Below are 17,446 nucleotides of genomic sequence, written 5' to 3'. Positions count from 1 at the left end.
CCTGCGGTTACGATGCGCCCGTGCGCGTCGGCGCACTGGGGCGCGGGCCGGATCGGGCCCGGCGAGGGGAGACAAGTTGAACGTGCGTCCGATATCGGGGGCGTCGCCGGCGGGTGCCCGGGGGCGGGGCGGCAGGGGACGCGGCAGGGCACTGCCGGCGCTGGCACTGGGCGTGCTGCTGACACTCACCGCCTGCGGCGGGTCGGGTTCCGGCTCCGGCTCCGGCGCCGGGGCGGGTGGCGACGGCAAGAACGCCAAGGACTCCACGGCGGCACAGAGCAAGCAGTCCGAGGCCGTCGTCAGCATCGCGCCGAAGGACGGGGCCAAGGCCGTCGACACCAGCGGCGCCCTGAAGATAGGCGCCGCCAAGGGCAAGCTCACCGAGGTCGTCGTCAAGGACGCCGAGGGCGCGAAGGTCGACGGCAAGATATCCGGGGACGGCGCCACCTGGACGCCGTCCACCCACCTGGCCGCCGCCACCACGTACACCGTGCACGCGGTCGCCAAGGACTCCGAGGGCCGCACGGCCGCCGAGGACTCCCGCTTCACCACCCTGACGCCCGAGAACACCTTCATCGGCCACTTCACCCCCGAGGACGGCTCGAAGGTCGGCGTCGGCATGCCGTTCTCGATCCGCTTCACCCGGGGCATCACCAACCCCGAGGACGTCGAGAAGGCCATCCGCATCAAGACCGAGCCGGCCGTCGAGGTCGAGGGCCACTGGTTCGGCAACGACCGCCTCGACTTCCGCCCGGAGAAGTACTGGAAGGCCGGCACCAAGGTCACCGTCGACCTCAACCTCGACGGCGTCGAGGGCCGCGACGGCGTCTACGGCGAGCAGGCCAAGACCGTCTCCTTCACCGTCGGCCGCAGCCAGGTCTCCGTGGTCGACGCCAAGAAGCTCACCATGAAGGTGGTGCGGGACGGCAAGACGATCAAGACCATCCCGGTCACCACCGGCGCGCCCGGCTACGAGACCTGGAACGGCCAGATGGTCATCACCGAGCGGCTCCCCGTGACCCGCATGAACGGCGAGACCGTCGGCTACGGCGGCGAGTACGACATCAAGGACGTCCCGCACGCCATGCGCCTGTCCACCTCCGGCACCTTCATCCACGGCAACTACTGGGGCGGCGACGCCTTCGGCAACCGCAACTCCAGTCACGGCTGCATCGGCCTGCGCGACGTGCGCGGCGGCTGGGACGAGAAGGCGCCGGGCTCCTGGTTCTTCGAGAACTCGATGATCGGCGACGTGGTCGTGGTGAAGAACAGCAACGACGCGACCATCGCCCCGGACAACGGCCTCAACGGCTGGAACATGTCCTGGGAGAAGTGGAAGGCGTAGCCTCCATCCGCGTACGGCCCCGGTGTCCGCGATCCTCGATGTGAGGTACGGCACCGGGGCCGACGTCGTTAGTGGCCGTTAACCTGCTGGCATGACCGTAGAACTGGAAGTCGCGGACGGTGTCGGAACGCTGCGCCTCAACCGCCCGCCCATGAACGCGCTGGACGTCGCCACCCAGGACCGGCTCAAGGAGCTCGCCGAGGAGGTCACCCGCCGCGACGACGTGCGCGCCGTGGTGATCCACGGCGGCGAGAAGGTGTTCGCGGCGGGCGCGGACATCAAGGAGATGCAGGTGATGGACCACGCGGCGATGATCGCGCGCTCCCGGGCCCTGCAGGACTCCTTCACGGCCGTGGCCCGCATCCCCAAGCCGGTGGTCGCGGCGGTGACCGGCTACGCCCTCGGCGGCGGCTGCGAGCTCGCGCTCTGCGCCGACTTCCGCATCGCCGGCGAGAACGCCAAGCTGGGCCAGCCCGAGATCCTGCTCGGCCTGATCCCAGGCGCGGGCGGCACCCAGCGGCTGTCCCGGCTGATCGGCCCCTCCAAGGCCAAGGACCTCATCTTCACCGGCCGCCAGGTGAAGGCCGACGAGGCGCTGGCACTCGGCCTGGTGGACCGCGTCGTACCGGCCGCCGAGGTCTACGAGCAGGCGCACGCCTGGGCCGCCCGGCTGGCCAAGGGCCCCGCCATCGCGCTGCGCGCGGCGAAGGAGGCCGTCGACACCGGACTGGAGACGGACATCGAGACCGGCCTCGCCGTCGAGCGGAACTGGTTCGCGGGCCTGTTCGCGACCGAGGACCGCGAGCGCGGGATGCGCAGCTTCGTGGAAGAGGGACCGGGGAAGGCGAAGTTCCTCTAGCGGACGTTCACGCATCCGTCGCCGGAAGTCCGGCCGGTCCACTTGCAATTGACGCGGTGTCTCATCCGGGTCCCTCGATGGGGCGGTTTATGGGAGCCTTAACGCACCATTAAGCGCGTCTTGTCGAGGGAGTCCGTCGCTTGTCTCGGGCCGAGCCGTCCGTGCAGGTCAGTGGGGTTGTTCGCGGTCCCGAACTGCCTGCGGCATATGCCGAACGACCGTCGTCGGACCCGGCCTCGGCGGGGGTGTATTCCCCGGGAACGGCCCCGGAGCCCCCCGAGGACGGCCATGATGGGGGCATGGCGGGGCTGGAGGGTACGGAACAGCCGCGGGGAGCCGGACGTGCGACCGCGGCGCGCTGGTCGCCGGCGGTCGAGGACGAACACGCGCTCAAGGCATTGGAGTTGTTCGGCAACCCCACGGAGCGCGAAGTTCCGTTACCGTCCCGCCCCGAGTCCGCCGCCACCGCCCGCCGACTGGCCCAGGTCATCGCCCTGCGTCAGTGGCAACTCGGCCCCCGCGTCACGGAGGACACCGTCCTGCTCGTCTCCGAGCTGGTGGGCAACGCCGTGCGGCACACCGGCGCCCGCGTCTTCGGCCTCCACATGCGCCGCCGCCCCGGCTGGATCCGCGTCGAGGTCCGCGACCCCTCCAGGGGGTTGCCCTGCCTGATGCCGGTGCAGGACACGGACATCAGCGGACGCGGCCTCTTCCTCGTCGACAAGCTGTCCGACCGCTGGGGCGTCGACCTGCTGCCGCGCGGCAAGACGACCTGGTTCGAGCTGCGGGTGGTCGACCGGTGAGGCGCCGGTGAGTATGCCGGTGAGTGCCCATCTTCCGCCGAGAGCAAGGTGGTTCGGCGGACACGCCACCTACGGGTGAAGATCCGGAGCCTGTCGCTCCGCACCCGGGATCGTAGGCCCCATGTTCACCACTCGCCTGCGCCGCAGGGGCGCCGCCGCCGTCCTGTCCCTCTCCGCCGTCCTCGCCACCACGGCCGCCACGGCCCCCGGGACGACGGCCGCGCCGACGGCGCCCGCCGCGAAAGCCGCCCCCGCCTGCCCCCAGTTCGACGACAAGCTCAAGGCCGCCGCCGACCCCGACGTGGACCTCGACCGCATCACGCCCGAGCCGGTCTGGCGCACCACCTGCGGCACCCTCTACCGCAGCGACAGCCGCGGCCCGCAGGTCGTCTTCGAGGAGGGCTTCCACGCCAAGGACGTCACCGACGGCCAGTACGACGTCGAGAAGTACGTCCTGGTCAACCAGCCCTCGCCGTACGTCTCGACCACCTACGACCACGACCTCTACAAGACCTGGTACAAGTCCGGCTACAACTACTACATCGACGCCCCCGGCGGCATCGACGTCAACAAGACCATCGGCGACACCCACAAGTGGGCCGACCAGGTCGAGGTCGCCTTCCCCGGCGGCATCAAGCGGCAGTACATCGTCGGCGTCTGCCCGGTCGACCGGCAGACCAAGACCGAGATCATGAGCGAGTGCGAGAGCAACCCGCACTACAAGCCCTGGCACTGAGCACCGCTCACGGGCGGACGAACAGCGCCTCCGATCCCACCGGCCGGTAATCCGCCGCCTGGAACGCCCGCAGACCGCGGGCGTTCCCCGCCGCGACCTGAGCCCACACCGGCTCACCCCCGGCCAGTTGCCGCGCCGCCGCCACCAGGCGCCGCCCCAGCCCCCGGTGCCGCGCCCCCTCCGCCACCTCCACCGCGGCCTCCAGCCGCCCGGCGACCCCGCGGCCCAGCACCAGCACCCCGCCGTCCGCCGCCCACACCCGCACCCCGTCGCGCCGCCTGCCCGCCGAGACCACCCGGGGATGCCCGGGATCGCCGACCTCCTCCAGCACCACCTCCGGCCGGCCCGGCAGCGGAGCGCCGGTCAGCAGCACGTCGATCGTGTCGTTGGTCCGCCCGGCCCGCTCCCCGAAGGCGCTCAGGAACCGGGAATTCATGGCCGCGGCGAGGGGATCGCACCGCAGCGCCCCCAGCGTCTCGCGCACCCACCCCTCCTCCTCGTCCGTGAAGACGACCGAGTGCGCCGTGAACGCGATCACCCCCGCGTCCCGGTCGCCGTGCTGCGGCACCACGGTGATCCCGCCGTCCGCCACCGGGAAGACACCCCGCCCCGCCGCCTCCAGAATGTCCCGCAGGCTCTCCGCCACACCGCGCTCCTTGAGTCTCCACCCACTGGAAGGCCCAGGCTCACACACGTGAACGACGACGGCACCGTACTGATGACCATCGGCGAGCTGGCCCGCGCCACCGGACTGACGGTGCGCACCATCCGCTACTGGTCCGACGAGGGCGCCCTGCCCCCGGTGACCCGTTCCACGGGCGGCTACCGCCTCTACGACGCCGCCTCCGTGGCCCGCCTGGAGCTGATCCGCACCCTGCGCGAACTCGGCCTCGGTCTGGACGCCGTACGCCGCGTGCTGGCCGGCGAGGAGACGGTCGCACAGGTGGCGGCGGCCCACGTGAGCGCGCTGGACGCGCAGATCAGGTCGCTGCGGGTGACCCGCGCGGTGTTGTCGACCGTGGCGAGACGTGGCTCGACCGCAGAGGAGACGACCCTGATGAACAAGCTGGCGCGACTGTCCGCCGCCGAACGGCGACGCATTATCGACGACTTCATGGCGGAGGTCTTCGAGGGTATCGACACCGCCGACCCCGACATCCGCACCCGCCTGCGCTTCGCCGCGGCCGACCTGCCGGACGATCCCACCCCCGAGCAGGTGGACGCCTGGGTGGAGCTGGCCGAGCTAATCCAGGACCCGGAGTTCCGGGCGACGATGCGCCGGATGATCGAGTTCAACGCCGCCGACCGGGGGCCGGACGTTCCCGCCGGCTCCTCCATGTGGTTCGTGAGCCGTCTGGTGCGGCTCGCGGACGAGGCGCTGAGCGAGGGCGTCGCACCGGACTCGCCCCGGGCCGCGGGCATTCTGCGCACACTCATCGGCGACGCCGACCCGGCCGCCGTACGGGAACGCCTCACCGCGGTGACCAACACCCGCCTCGCGCGCTACCGGGAACTGTCGGCTGTCGTGAACGGCGTGGAGCCACCGTCCGCCTACGAGGAGCAGTTCGGGTGGGTGGTCGCCGCACTGGGCGCTCGCACGGGCAGCTAATCTGACCTGCGTCAGACGCGTCCACAGGACGAGCAGAGCACGGAAATGAGGGGCGGACCGGTGGCGGACATCGAGGAAGCACGCAAGCAGTTCGAGCGGATCGACACGGACGGTGACGGCTTCATCACCGCGGCCGAGTTCAAGACCGCGCTGGCCCAGGGCGGCGACTGGAACGTCACCGAGTCGGTGGCCGAGGCGATCATCGCCGGCCGCGACCTGGACGGCGACAAGGTGCTGTCGTTCGACGAGTTCTGGGCGCACCTGAACAAGTAGCGACGCCGCGAGGGGCGCCCGTCCGGTCACCGGGCGGGCGCCCCTTGGCGATGACATTGCCCCTAGTAGTGCTTCGTTAGGTTCTGGATCTGATTCTGCGTGTGGTGAGTGGTCGGCCGCAGGTGGTGCAGGTGCCGGTCCAGCACCTCAGCAGGTCCTGGAGGACGTCGAGGACCTGGTAGAGGGTCAGGCCGGCATATGGGCTTTTGGGTCGAGCCGCCGGAGGGTGAGGAAGGCCTGGGCGGCGGTGACAAGGGTGACGTGGTGGTGCCAGCCGCGCCAGGTGCGGCCTTCGAAGTGGTCCAGGCCCAGGCCGTGCTTGAGGTCGCGGTAGTCGTGCTCGATCCTCCAGCGCATCTTGGCCCACCGCACCAGGTCGGTGACCGGTGTGGTGACGGGCAGGTTCGATATCCAGTAGCCCGTCGGAGCGTCCTGCCCGTCCGGCCATTCGACCAGGAGTGTCCGGGCGGGCAGGACGCCGTCCCACCGGTTGCGGCCGCCGCCCGCTTCCTGGGCTACGGCCAGGGACTGCTTGCCCGCGGGCCGCACTGTCAGTACCGCGAACCGTGAGGTCATCACGCCCTTGCTGCCGCGGCGCCAGGTCACCTCGGTGAACCGGCCGTCACCGGCCTCCGACGCGAGGACCGAGACGGCATGCGGCGGGGTGCGGTATCGAGGCAGCGTCGGCGGACCGAGCCCGCCATAGTCGGGCTGGTGCGGCAGGGCATTCTCCGGGCGAGCGACTTCTTTCCCGGTCAACGCCAGGACATAGGCCAGCCCTCGCTCCTCGAGACCGAGCCGGAACGGGGTGCTGACGCCGTAACCGGCATCGGCGACTACGACCGGCGCCTTCAACTGCCAGCCGGTGAGTGTGTCCAGCAGGCCGAGCGCCAGACGCCACTTCTCCTGGTGGGCGACGTGATCGGGCACTCCCGCCTTGCGGCATCGGCCCGGCTCGTCCGTCCACTCACGCGGCAGATACAACTCCCAGTTCAGCGGGCAGGACGCGGTGTCGGTGGCGGCATGGACGCTGACCGCGACCTGGCAGTTCGCCCGTTTCCCGACCGCTCCGCAGTACTGACGGGCCACACCCACCGACGCGGTGCCGCACTTGGGGAACGACACGTCGTCGACCACCCAGACCTCGGGCGTGACCACTTCGGTCAGCCGCTGGGCGATCCGCTGCCTGACGGGAAGCGGATCCCACGGTGACTGATTCACGAACTGCTGCAGGGCCTGCATGTTCCCGTCCGGCAGCCGCTCGGCCATGGGCTGGATCGACTTGCGCCGTCCGTCCAGCATCAGACCCCGCAGATAACAGGCACCCCACCGCCGCTGGTCCCGCCGCGGCACCGAGGCGAACACATCGGCAACGAACTCCGATAACTCACCCCGGAGCCGTTCCACCTCCCCCAACCTCATACCGGAGCAACTGCCCACCACCAGGCGAGATCACCCGACGTAACGAAGCACTACTAGACGGCTTCGTCGCCCGGTCGCGAGACCCGCGCACGCCGACCGCGTCTGCCGCAGCACGGTCCGTCGAGCGCTCAGGCGACGGCCCTCACCGGCCGTGGCGGACCCTCCAGGCCGGCCGGGTTGTGGCGCAGACCCGTGGGGGCCAGCCAGTCGAACGAACGGTAGACCGCCGGACCGAGGCCGAGCCCCTCGGCCAGCTGCTCGCGCAGGCGGTTTGACGCGAAGGCCCCGATGACGTTCATCTGGGCGTCACGGTAGTGGCGTTCCACCTCATGGCCCTGGGTCACGCCTGTCGCGCCGTGGATCTGGACGGCCCGTGCCGCCACCTGCACTGCCATTTCGGTGGCGTAGATCTTCAGCATGCCGATCAGCTGCCGGGACGGCCGGCCCGCCACACGCTCGTGCACGGCACGCCGGGCCAGGACGCGGGCGGCGTCGATCTGTGCCTGGGAGTCGGCGAGTTGGGCCTGGACTCCTTGCATGTGGGCGAGCGGGCGGCCGAAAGAGACACGCTGCTGGGCGTGGCGGACGGAAGCGGTCAGTGCCGATTCGGCAGTGGCGATCGCCGCGATGGACACCAGGAGCCAACCCCAGGTCATGCCGTCGGAGAGCGCCTGGAACGGCACCGGGACCACGTTCTGCTCGGGGATGTGTGCGTCAGTGAAGACGATGCCGCCCCAAGGCATGCCACGCAGGCCCATGTGCGGGGTCTCGTAGCGGTGGACTCCGGGTTGGTGCAGGTTCACAAAGGCCAGACACCACTCCGGGCCGCCGTCGTCCTCGTGTCCCTCGCGGCGCGCGAGGGTGACGGCCAGGTCGGCGGTCGGGGCGTTGGTGATCCGAGACTTCTCGCCCCGGATGACGAAGCCGCCGTCCGGTCCCCCGGAGGGGCGGACCGTGGTGCGGTAGGTGCCGGCGTCGCTGCCCGCGGTCGGTTCCACGATGCCGAAACACGCCAGCCGGTCCCCTGTGACGAGCGGGCGAAGCAGATGCTCGTGGTCGCGTGAGTTGCCGTACGACGAGATCAGGTTGGCGCACAGGAGCGCGGACACCGTCACCGACCAGTAGGTGCTCGAGCAGGCGCGGGCCAGTGCATCCATGGCTTGTGCCTGGGCGGCCGCGTCGGCACCAGAACCGCCGATCTCCGGTGGATGGAAGAGTCTCGGATATCCGCTGTCGACGAGGTCCGACCAGTTGGAGGCCGGTATTCGGGCAAGGGCGTCGGTCTCGGCGGCCCGGGCCGCGATGCCCGGGAAGCTCAGCGTGGTCATGTCGTGGTCGCCTTTCATGTCAGGAACTCCCCGTTTCAGCCGAGGCCGAGCAGGGCAGCCGCGATCACCGGCCGCAGCACTTCGGTGCCGCCGCCGCTCTCGCTGAGGAACAGGACATCTCGATGTGCCCGCTCGATCAGGCCGTCGCCCGAACGGGGAAGGGGGCCGGTCAGACGTGCCGCGCCCTGTACGACCGTCCGGGCAGCGGACGCCGTGAACAAACGCGCCGTGGCTGCCTCCTGCGGAGTCGGCCGGCCGCCGTGGTCGAAGCGGGAAGCGACCTGGCGCAGCAGGCCCTCGGCCAGCTCGCTCTGGGTGGTCAGGTCGGCCAGCGCGAAGCGGGCGGACTGGTCGTGGGACAACGGGCGCCCGAAGAGCCGACGGTCACGGGCGGCCTTGACGGAGTCCCGGATCAACGCCCTCATGATGCCGAGCCAGGGGGCGCTGGTGAAGACCCAGTCCAGCACTGCGAGCAGGGGCGCGACCTCGGCCGAGGCGCCGTGCACGGTGCCGAGCACCGCGTCGTCCGGGAGGAAGCAGTCGTCCAGGACCAGGCGCCCCCACGGGCAGGTAGGCATGGCCGCCGGGCCGTCGTTCGTGACGAGCAGCCCCGGCGTCTCGCGGTCCACGACGAAGGCTGTGCACGCACCGTCGCCGTGCGCCGCGATAATCAGGAAGTGGTGGGCCACCGGGGCGCCGGCCACCAGATCGATAGCGCCGCCGAGTATCCAGCCGTCCTGCCCGGGACCGGCGGGACGCGCGTGCACTGTGGGGGTGTGAGCCGTTCCCTGGGTCTGCTGCAGCGACAGCGCTCCGGTCCACTCGCCCGACGCCATCCGGGGCAGGTAGCGCTCCCGCTGTCGCGCCGTGCCGAACGCGCGTATCGGCACCGTCACGAGAGCGGCGTGCACGGCCACGGCGAGGGCCAGCCCGGGGTCGCGTGATCCTTCGGCGAGCCCTTCGAGCATGAAGCAGGCGTCCGTCGCGGTCAGAGCGGCGCCGCCCAGAGCTCGTGGGACCAGGGGGCCCGCGAAGCCCGGACCGGGTGGTGCGGTCGCGAGCTCGTCGAAGAGGCCCGCGTCCCACCGGCCGTCGTGGTCTCGCCGGCTCGTGCTGGGCCAGGCGATGCGGCCGGCCCACGCGCGGGACCGCGCCGCGAGCGCGGCGCCCGAAGTCTCTGCGAGCGGACCGGTGTCCGGGCCGTTGTGGGGCGGTGACTCTGGAAGCGCCATGATACCTACCTCTTTCTCGGGATTCTTGAGTCAGGAATGGAATCGCTGATATGGGGGGAGGCATTCCGCGTTGCGACACTAACTGAAGCGTGGGTAAACGGACTCCATTGGACGAGTATTTTCCTTGCCCTTGGTTCCGGATTGACCAATGTCAAGGGCCTTGGCGCAAGTTGACGTTGCGTGCCAGGCATTGACATTCTCACCGTTGACCTCGTTCGACGGTTCGGGCAAGGTTTTGAACGGCCGGTGACGGCAGATGTGAAATGTGCCTCCGGAAAGAGAGAGGGAAGCAATGCAATTCGCTGGTGAAGAAGGCGGCCCGGTTCGGCTGCCGCGTCTTTCGGATGCCACCCTGCGGGACTCCGCGCACATGGCCGGCGTTGAATTCGCCCCCAAGGACGCCTCGGCGATCGCGGACCTGCTCGTCAAGACGGGCGTCGAGCTGGTGGAGGTCGGCATGGTGTCCGGCCCCGGTTCCAAGGACGCCGATCTCGTGCTCGCGACGCACGAGGCAGTTGGTCCCGACCGCAGCATGACGCTCGTGGTCGTCCGCGACCGTCAGCAGGTTGCCAAGGCACTTGACGAGGCCGAGCGGCTCGGGGTGCGGCACATCATGTATTCCATCCCCACTTCCGAGCAGCACGCCAAGTTGAAGCTCGGGTCACCCAGCCCCAAATTCCTTCAGACGCTGGCCAGGTCGGCCATTGCGCAGGCCAAGGAACGCGGTTTTCACGTCACGTTCAGCGGCGAGGACGGCGCCCGTACACCGAAGGAAAGACTCGTCCCCTACGTCACCGCGGGATTCGAGGCCGGGGCGGATCGCTTCCGGCTGGCGGAGACCGTTGCCTGCCTGTCGCCCTGGCAGATGGAGGAGGTGATCGCTGATCTCACCGCGATAGACGGCTCCGAGATCGAAATCCACTCGCACAACATGCTGGGCATGGCTGTGGCCAATTCGCTTGCGGCGGTCCGCGCGGGAGCGCGCTGGATCTCGGCGACCGTCGGCGGCATCGGCGAGCGCGGTGGCAATGCGCCACTGGCCGAGCTGCTCACGAGCCTGCGGGTCATTCACGGCGATACCCGCTTCGACCTGTCCCACCTGACCGAACTCTCCCGCCTGGCGCTCACGGGCGCCCGTCTCGGAAACGCGTTCCAGTCGGGGCCGACCGCCCCCCACGCCTTCGCGTACGAACTGCCGGGGCAGCTGACGCACCCGGAGGCGTACGAGACCGTACCGGCGGAGCTCGTCGGCAACCGTCGTGACGTGCGCGTCCGCACCCGCCTCACCGCGCCGCTCGTCAGGTGGGCGCTGCAGGACTCCGGCGTGTTCGTCGACTTGGACGTGTTCACGCCGTGGCTGGTGCGGCGCCAGGAGGAGGGAGGCCGGCTGCTGCTGGACCGCGACACGATCCGCAAGGCCGCCATCGACTTCCAGGCCTCCGTCTGAGACGACGGCACCACGGGCCGAGCGCCCCGCCTCCACCCACCACATTCACCCGAAAACGGAGTTGAGTCATGACCACCGCCACACTTACCGGTGTCTGCCCCGAGTGCGAGACCGACCTGACCGTCCCGCCGATCATCCAGGGCGAGACGCTCTCCTGCCCCGAATGCATGCTCACCCTGCGTGTCGAGGACATACAGGGTGGCGAGCTCACGCTCGCGATGGTCGAGGTTCAGCTGCGCGACTGGGGCCAGTGAGGTGGGCACCACCATCGCTGTCGTGGCTGACCGCGTCGGCTGGGAGGAACGCCGGCTGATCCGGTCGGCGCCGGACGCGGGCCTGCGCATCGACTGGATCAACGACGAGTCCCTGTGTCTCGGCCAGGCGGGCGCCTCGCCCCTCGCGGAGTACGACGCCGTGCTGGTGCGCAGCCGCAGCTACACCCGTGGCGGGCTGATCGCGACCCTGGCCGAGGCGGACGGCACCCGGACACTCAACTCCGCGGCTGCGATACACGCCTGCGAGAACAAGCTGGTGCTGCGCGCTGTGCTGCGTGAGGCCGGTGTCCCCGTCCCGGACTTCCGGCTCGCCGTGTCGCGCAAGGACTTCGACAGGGCGCTGAGCCAACTGGGCACGCCCGTTGTGCTCAAGCCCGTCTACGGAGGCATGGGCAAGCGCGTCACGCTGGTCCGCGACCGCGACCTCGCGCACTCGGTCTACGACTACGTCGAGGACCTCGGCCACGCGTTCGAGCAGGCGTGCCTCGTGGAGCCGTACCTGGGCGGAGGCTCGATCCGCTGCCTGGTCATCGGCCGGGAGATCGTGGCCGCGGCGGAATTCGAGAGCGCCGGCGGCGACTGGCGCAGCAACGCAGCGCTGGGCAACCGCAGCCGATCCCTGGCTCACGACCCCGAGGTGCACAAGATCGTGGACGGGGTGGTGGACCGGCTCGGCGCCGGGCTCTACGGAATCGACCTGTTCAGGACCCCGTCGGGCTACCTCGTCAACGAGGTCAACCACGCTCCGGCCTGGCGCGGCGTGGCGTCCACCACGGATGCGGACATCACGTCCGCCGTCCTCCGCCACGTTCAGGAGGCCCTCATATGATCCGGGTAGGAATCGTCGGCGCATCCGGGCTGGCCGGCGGTGAACTCATCAGGCTCGTGCTCCAGCATCCGGAGCTCGAACTGACCTTTCTCGGCGGCAACTCCAGCGCGGGGCGGCGTCCTGCCGAGCTGCACCCCGGACTCCGGCTCGACCTGGGGCTCACCGTGGAACCGGTTGTGACAGACCGTGTCGTCGAGCGCTGCGACGTCGTCTTCCTGGCCACGCCCGCACCGGTGTCCGCCCGGCTGGCGGCCAAGCTCGCCGACCGCGTCCCGTGCGTGATCGACCTGAGCGGCGCCTTCCGGATCCGCACGCCGGAGCTGCACGAACGCTGGTACCCCCAGGCCGGGCGGTCCGGTGAGCTGGCCGACCGCTTCGTGTACGGAGTTCCGGAGCTGGTCGGGGACGAGCTCGAGTACGCGCCCCTCATCTCGGTGCCCGGATGCTACGCCACCGCCATCACCCTGGGCCTCGCACCGCTCGTCCTCGAGCTCGGCCTCGACCTCAGGACTGTGGTGGTGGACGGCAAGAGCGGATCCAGTGGTGGCGGCCTGCAGCTACGCGTTCCGGACCTGCACCCGCTGCGCAACGGGGCCATCGCCCCGTACGCCCCCACCGGGCACCGGCACGCGGCGGAGGTCGGTGACTGGTTCCAGGGCGCCAAGCCCGGCACCCTCGGCTCGCTGACCATGTCCGCGTACGGGGTGTCGCATGTGCGCGGTCTGCTGGCCAGCGCCTACGTGTTCACCGACGACGAGGTCGACGGGCGTGAACTGCAGCGTGCCTACCTGCGCTTTTACAGAGGGCACAGGTTCGTACGGGTGCGCCGCAACAACGAGACCCTCATCCCCGTCCCCGACCCGCAGGCCGTCGTCGGTTCCAACTACTGCGACGTGAGTGTGCTGCACGATCCGGACGGGGGACGCATCGTCGTTCTCGCAGCGCTGGACAACCTGGTCAAGGGCGCGTCCGGGCAGGCGGTACAGGCCCTGAACAAGCGTTTCGGACTGCCCGAGGAGACGGGCCTGACCATGCAGCCGGTGATGCCGACGTGACGCACGAACCGCACACACAGACCCCGACCGTCGTGAAACTGGGCGGCAGCTGCCTGGAGGATCTCGCGGAGGCGTGGTGGGACGATCTCGCCCGGCACGCGCAGGAGCGGCCATTGGTGCTGGTGCATGGCTGGTCGAAGCCACTGAGGAAGCTCAGCCCCCGTTACAGCGAGCCGTCGGCCGTGCTGCGTGACCGGTACGGCAACCAGAGCCGCTGGACCACGCCCGAGGTCATTGAGGACATCCGCAGGGTCAGCGCCGAACTGGCCGAGGACGTGCTGGGCCGGCTCGGACGGCGAGGTGTCGTCACCGAGCGTCTGCTCGGCAGCGACGGGCTGGTCAGGGCGGGTGAGGCCGAGCGGCTCTGGTGGAAGGACAAGCAACTCGTCGAGGTGGAGAACCTGGTCGGCCCGATCACGGGTGTCGACCCTGCCGCGCTGCAGAACCAGCGGCCGGGCCACGCGTACCTGGTCACTCCGTTGGCCCGCAACGAGTTGGGTCAGGAGGTGAACACCGACGCGGACCGGGCCGCGGCCGCGGTCGCCGGGGCCACCGGGGCGAGCGATCTGATCCTGGTCACGGACGTGGCGCACCTGCTGATCGACGGCCGGCCGGTTCGCGAGATCGGCGCTGGGGACGTGGCTCGCTTCCGCGACAAGGGCGCGACCGGCGGTATGCGCAAGAAGCTCCGGGCCGCCGGCGAGGCCCTCGACGGCGGTGTGCGGCGGGTCGTCATCGGTAGTGCCCCGGTCACCGACCTGCTCGCCGCTCGTACCGGCACTGTCATCACACGAAACTGAGGAGCATCAACGTGGCCAGACCTCGTGTCCTGGTTGTCAACAACGGAACACTTTCCCTGAAGCAACTCCGCGCCCGACTCGAGGAGCTGGGTTCGGACACCGACACGGTCGATGCGGCGTCCGTGCCGTCCCGGATCGACGGCCGGTACCAGGCCCTCGTTCTCAGCGGCACCAAGGTCAGGGCCTTCGACCAGAACTACTACAAACCCCTGACCGACCTCGTGATGGAGGCCGACGTTCCCGTCTTCGGCATCTGCGGTGGCATGCAGATCCTCGCGGTCTCGGCGGGCGGCCGTCTGACGGAAGGCCCGCAGCGGGTGGGCGGGCACGACGTCATGGTGGACAAGGAGGAACCGCTCTTCACGTACGTCAAACCGACCGTGACCGTGTTCCATCGTCACACCCTCTACCTGCGGAGGGCGCCCGCCGGGTTCCGATCCATCGGCCGGTCAGAGCACGCGCCCGTGGAGTTTCTGCGGTCTGACGACGGCCGGATCCTCGGTGCGCAGGCCCATCTGGAGTTCCGCAGCGACGGCCGGGAGATCCTCCGGGGCTTCGCGGATCTCTACCGCTGACGACGCGCCGCTACGTGTACCGCTTCACTTCCCTACACTCGATCAAGGACTTGACCATGCCACATCCGGAATCGCAGAAGCCTGCCTTCAGTGTCCACCTGCACGGCAGCGGCGGCGGACTCAGGGGCTGGGTCGTGGTCGACACACTCGTCGACGGCCTCGCCATGGGCGGCACGCGCATGACCCCCGGGGTCACCGAGGAGGAGGTCGCGGGACTCGCTCGCGACATGACCCAGAAGTTCACGCTCGCCGGACTGCGCATCGGGGGTGCCAAGGCCGGCATCGTCGCCGACGGCAGCGACCGTGAGGACACCTTCCGCACGTTCGGCCGTACAGTGAAGCCACTGCTGCACGGCGGCATCCATCTCGGCATCGACATGGGGGTAACGCCGGCCGACCGCGCCGTGTTCTTCGACGAGGCCGGCTACGACCCGCGTTTTCGTCCGGGCGTACCGGACATGCCGATCGACTGGCGCACCTACTACGAGCCACTGATCGACTGCACTGGGCACGGCGTCGGCGTAGCCGCGGTCGCCGCCCTCGAGGCCAGCGGTCGCAAGGGACCGGCCCGGGTCGTCGTGCAGGGATTCGGCGCGGTGGGCCGCGCGGTGGCGACCTTCCTGGAGGAACGGGGCCATGTCGTCGTGGGCGTCGCCGACGTCCAGGGAACCGTCAGCGCCGACCGGCTGCCGGTGGCGGACCTGATCGCCGTCACCGACGAGTTCGGCCGGATCGACCACTCCCGCCTGCCGCAGAACGTCACCGTGACCGGCGAGCCGGACGCCTGGCTGGACGTCGACGCCGACCTGCTCGTCCTCGCGGCACAGAAGCACGCGCTCAACGCAGAGAACGCGCACCGGCTGCGCGCCGGTCTGGTGGTCGAAGGCGGCAACATCTGTTCCACCGAGGAGGCGCGGGAGAAGATCGCGGCCTCCGGCTCCGTGCTGGTGCCCGGCGTGATCGCGAACATCGGCGGCGCCGGCTCGGCCGCCCTGGCCGTCACTCGCGTCGTCCCCTTCGGTCTCCCGGCCGAGGCGCGCAAGGCATGGGTGTTCGACTGGGTCGCCGACCGGGTGCGGCGCAACACCCGCGACCTGCTGGAGATCGCCGCCGCACGCGCCGGTGACCCGCTGCCGGAGCTGCTGGAGTCCCGCCGCAAGGACCTGCTGCGATGACGACGACCGCTTCCTACCTGGCCACCGCCTCGGCCGCGGACCGGATGGCCGAATACCGGCGGCGGGGCTGGTGGCGCGACGCGACCTTCCTCGACGATCTGCGCCACCAGGCGCGCGTACGGCCGCGCAAGCTCGCCATCGCGGGCCGCCGCCTGGACGAGTCCCGCACGGACACGCTCGACTACGCGGAACTGGTGCGGCTGTCCGACCGGTTCGCGGGTGCTCTGCTCGAACTGGGCGTACGGCGCGGCGACGTGGTCGCCGTGCAGCTGCCGAATCGGTGGGAGATGGTGCCGCTGATGTTCGCCTGCATGGCGGTCGGTGCCGTCATCTGCCCGGTCGCCCCAGTGTGTCAGGAGCAGGAGCTGCGGCATCGGCTGGCACTCACCGAGGCCCGGGTGTGCATCACCCTCCCGGAGTGGGATGGCTGTCCGCTGGCCGAAACCGTGAGCGCCCTGCGCTCCGAACTCCCCCTGGAACACGTAGTGGTGGTCGGCGGCCATGCGCCGGCGGGCACGGTCGACTTCCACGACCACTTCGTCTCCGCCCACTGGGAGAAGCAGCACATGGGCGACCTCGAAGGCCGCGAGCTGCGGCCCGACGAGCCGTTCGTGGTGCTGTTCACCTCGGGTACGACGGGCTTCTCCAAGGGCGTGGTGCACAGCCAGAACACGGTTCACTCGGGCGTGCGCGGCTACGTGGACACCTTCATGCTGCGCGACGACCTGGTGGCCGCCGTCACGACGCCACTGGTGCACTATTCGGGCTTCGGCCAGGGGGTCCTCGCCGGGGTGATGCTCGGTGGGACGGTCGCCTTCCAGGACGGTCCCGACCACGCCAGTCTGCTGGACCTGGTGGAACGCTACGGTGCCACGCTGCTGTACGGGCCGCCGCCCACGCTCTCCGGTGTCGCTGCGGCCCAGCAGGCGAAGCGGCACCATGTGTCCAGCCTCCGCCACACGGTCACCGGCGCGGCACCGGTCCTCCAGGAACTGGTGGACGAGCTGCGCGACACGTTCGGCGCGCGCACCTACTCGGTGTGGGGCATGTCCGAGTTCGGCCCGGTCACCATCAGCCGCCTCGACTACAACCAGGACTGGGCGGCGCACAGCCACGGACGGCCCATCGACTCGATGGAGATACGCATCGACCAGTGCCACGACGCCGGCAAACGGGCTTCGGTGGGACGGTTGCGGGTGCGCGGTGCCTCGCAGGCGCTCGGCTACTACAAGCAGCAGGACGCCTTCGATTCCGAACTCACCGTGGACGGCTGGTTCGACACGGGCGACGTGGCACGAGAGGACGGCCGCGGCGGCATCAGAATCCTGGGCCGGTCCAAGGACACCATCCTGCGCGACGGCATCGTGGTACCGATGGCCGAGCTGGAGGCGATCATCGCCCGTCACCCGAAGGTGACCGAGGCCGCCGTCGTCGGGCCCACCGGCCGGCTGGACGACCTGATCCTCGGTGTGGTTGTCCCCAGCGGGGCGGACCATCCGACGCTCGAGGAGATCCGCGGTCATCTGCGTGACTTCGACCAGGACGAACGCTTCCTGCCCGACCGGCTGGAGTTGGTCGACGACTTGCCCAAGACCCTGACCGGCAAGGTGCGCAAGGTCGAACTTCGAAAGCGGTACGCCGGGCCCTGACCGGCCACCCCGTCCACCACCCGGCGCAGCGAGC

18 protein-coding genes are annotated in these 17,446 nt (G+C 70.0%); 14 read left to right on the top strand and 4 right to left on the bottom strand.

From position 1 onward, the window contains the following. Positions 1-76: 76 nt before the first annotated feature. From KUM03_RS11045 to KUM03_RS11030, 4 genes are all read left to right on the top strand, one after another. Entirely contained in the window at positions 77-1,345 is a 1,269-nt protein-coding gene (locus tag KUM03_RS11045) for an Ig-like domain-containing protein (RefSeq protein WP_374225296.1), read from the top strand. A 91-nt stretch (positions 1,346-1,436) separates the two neighbouring features. After that, positions 1,437-2,204 carry an enoyl-CoA hydratase/isomerase family protein gene (locus KUM03_RS11040; protein ID WP_217246850.1) on the top strand — a complete coding sequence of 256 codons (768 nt, stop codon included), beginning with the start codon at positions 1,437-1,439 and terminating at the stop codon, positions 2,202-2,204. 299 nt (positions 2,205-2,503) lie between these two features. Continuing rightward, positions 2,504-3,007: an ATP-binding protein gene (locus KUM03_RS11035; RefSeq protein WP_217246849.1), complete on the top strand. Its 504-nt coding sequence runs from the start codon at positions 2,504-2,506 to the stop codon at positions 3,005-3,007. A gap of 121 nt (positions 3,008-3,128) precedes the next feature. Continuing rightward, entirely contained in the window at positions 3,129-3,743 is a 615-nt protein-coding gene (locus tag KUM03_RS11030; RefSeq protein WP_217246848.1) for an ADP-ribosyltransferase, read from the top strand. Positions 3,744-3,750: 7 nt separating this feature from the next. On the opposite strand, the gene KUM03_RS11025 is transcribed toward KUM03_RS11030, so the two are convergent. Continuing rightward, positions 3,751-4,389 carry a GNAT family N-acetyltransferase gene (locus KUM03_RS11025; protein ID WP_217246847.1) on the bottom strand — a complete coding sequence of 213 codons (639 nt, stop codon included), beginning with the start codon at positions 4,387-4,389 and terminating at the stop codon, positions 3,751-3,753. Positions 4,390-4,437: 48 nt separating this feature from the next. Here KUM03_RS11025 and KUM03_RS11020 point away from each other — a divergent pair, with 48 nt between their 5' ends. Further along, complete coding sequence (locus tag KUM03_RS11020; RefSeq protein WP_217246846.1) at positions 4,438-5,352, top strand: MerR family transcriptional regulator; 915 nt, start codon at positions 4,438-4,440, stop codon at positions 5,350-5,352. A gap of 60 nt (positions 5,353-5,412) precedes the next feature. Beyond that, positions 5,413-5,625, top strand: coding sequence for an EF-hand domain-containing protein (locus tag KUM03_RS11015; RefSeq protein ID WP_043379704.1), 213 nt, complete (start codon positions 5,413-5,415; stop codon positions 5,623-5,625). Between the two features lie 186 nt (positions 5,626-5,811). Here the strand turns inward: KUM03_RS11015 and KUM03_RS11010 are convergent, their stop codons facing one another. The 3 genes from KUM03_RS11010 to KUM03_RS11000 all read right to left on the bottom strand — a co-directional run bounded on the left by KUM03_RS11010 (position 5,812) and on the right by KUM03_RS11000 (position 9,607). Beyond that, positions 5,812-7,047 (bottom strand): IS701 family transposase, encoded by a 1,236-nt coding sequence (locus KUM03_RS11010; protein WP_217246845.1) that lies wholly within the window; start codon positions 7,045-7,047, stop codon positions 5,812-5,814. A 128-nt stretch (positions 7,048-7,175) separates the two neighbouring features. Beyond that, positions 7,176-8,393 (bottom strand): acyl-CoA dehydrogenase family protein, encoded by a 1,218-nt coding sequence (locus KUM03_RS11005; protein WP_217246844.1) that lies wholly within the window; start codon positions 8,391-8,393, stop codon positions 7,176-7,178. Between the two features lie 17 nt (positions 8,394-8,410). After that, positions 8,411-9,607 (bottom strand): acyl-CoA dehydrogenase family protein, encoded by a 1,197-nt coding sequence (locus KUM03_RS11000; RefSeq protein ID WP_217246843.1) that lies wholly within the window; start codon positions 9,605-9,607, stop codon positions 8,411-8,413. 292 nt (positions 9,608-9,899) lie between these two features. Here KUM03_RS11000 and KUM03_RS10995 point away from each other — a divergent pair, with 292 nt between their 5' ends. From KUM03_RS10995 to KUM03_RS10960, 8 genes are all read left to right on the top strand, one after another. After that, entirely contained in the window at positions 9,900-11,054 is a 1,155-nt protein-coding gene (locus KUM03_RS10995; RefSeq protein ID WP_217246842.1) for an isopropylmalate synthase, read from the top strand. 68 nt (positions 11,055-11,122) lie between these two features. Then, a complete protein-coding gene (locus KUM03_RS10990) occupies positions 11,123-11,308 on the top strand; it encodes a lysine biosynthesis protein LysW (protein ID WP_217246841.1) in 186 nt (61 codons plus the stop codon). Positions 11,309-11,330: 22 nt separating this feature from the next. Next, on the top strand, positions 11,331-12,158 hold the full coding sequence (locus tag KUM03_RS10985; RefSeq protein WP_308406292.1) for a RimK family alpha-L-glutamate ligase: 828 nt from the start codon (positions 11,331-11,333) through the stop codon (positions 12,156-12,158). Then, positions 12,155-13,213, top strand: a complete 1,059-nt coding sequence (argC, locus tag KUM03_RS10980; RefSeq protein WP_217246839.1) for an N-acetyl-gamma-glutamyl-phosphate reductase — start codon at positions 12,155-12,157, stop codon at positions 13,211-13,213. The genes KUM03_RS10985 and argC overlap by 4 nt, the downstream gene beginning before the upstream one ends. Next, positions 13,210-14,013, top strand: a complete 804-nt coding sequence (locus tag KUM03_RS10975; protein ID WP_217246838.1) for an acetylglutamate kinase — start codon at positions 13,210-13,212, stop codon at positions 14,011-14,013. Before argC ends, KUM03_RS10975 begins: the two co-directional genes overlap by 4 nt. Positions 14,014-14,024: 11 nt before the next feature. Further along, the gene (locus KUM03_RS10970; RefSeq protein WP_217246837.1) at positions 14,025-14,588 is read left to right on the top strand and encodes a gamma-glutamyl-gamma-aminobutyrate hydrolase family protein; all 564 of its coding nucleotides are present in this window, start codon (positions 14,025-14,027) and stop codon (positions 14,586-14,588) included. Positions 14,589-14,644: 56 nt separating this feature from the next. After that, positions 14,645-15,763 (top strand): Glu/Leu/Phe/Val dehydrogenase dimerization domain-containing protein, encoded by a 1,119-nt coding sequence (locus KUM03_RS10965; RefSeq protein ID WP_217246836.1) that lies wholly within the window; start codon positions 14,645-14,647, stop codon positions 15,761-15,763. After that, complete coding sequence (locus KUM03_RS10960; RefSeq protein ID WP_217246835.1) at positions 15,760-17,412, top strand: AMP-binding protein; 1,653 nt, start codon at positions 15,760-15,762, stop codon at positions 17,410-17,412. The genes KUM03_RS10965 and KUM03_RS10960 overlap by 4 nt, the downstream gene beginning before the upstream one ends. Positions 17,413-17,446: the final 34 nt, after the last annotated feature.

It is taken from the genome of Streptomyces sp. AC602_WCS936, from assembly GCF_019049125.1.
Lineage (GTDB): Bacteria > Actinomycetota > Actinomycetes > Streptomycetales > Streptomycetaceae > Streptomyces.
The sequence above is the reverse complement of the archived record's forward strand: the minus strand, read 5'-3'. Positions and strand labels throughout refer to the sequence as shown.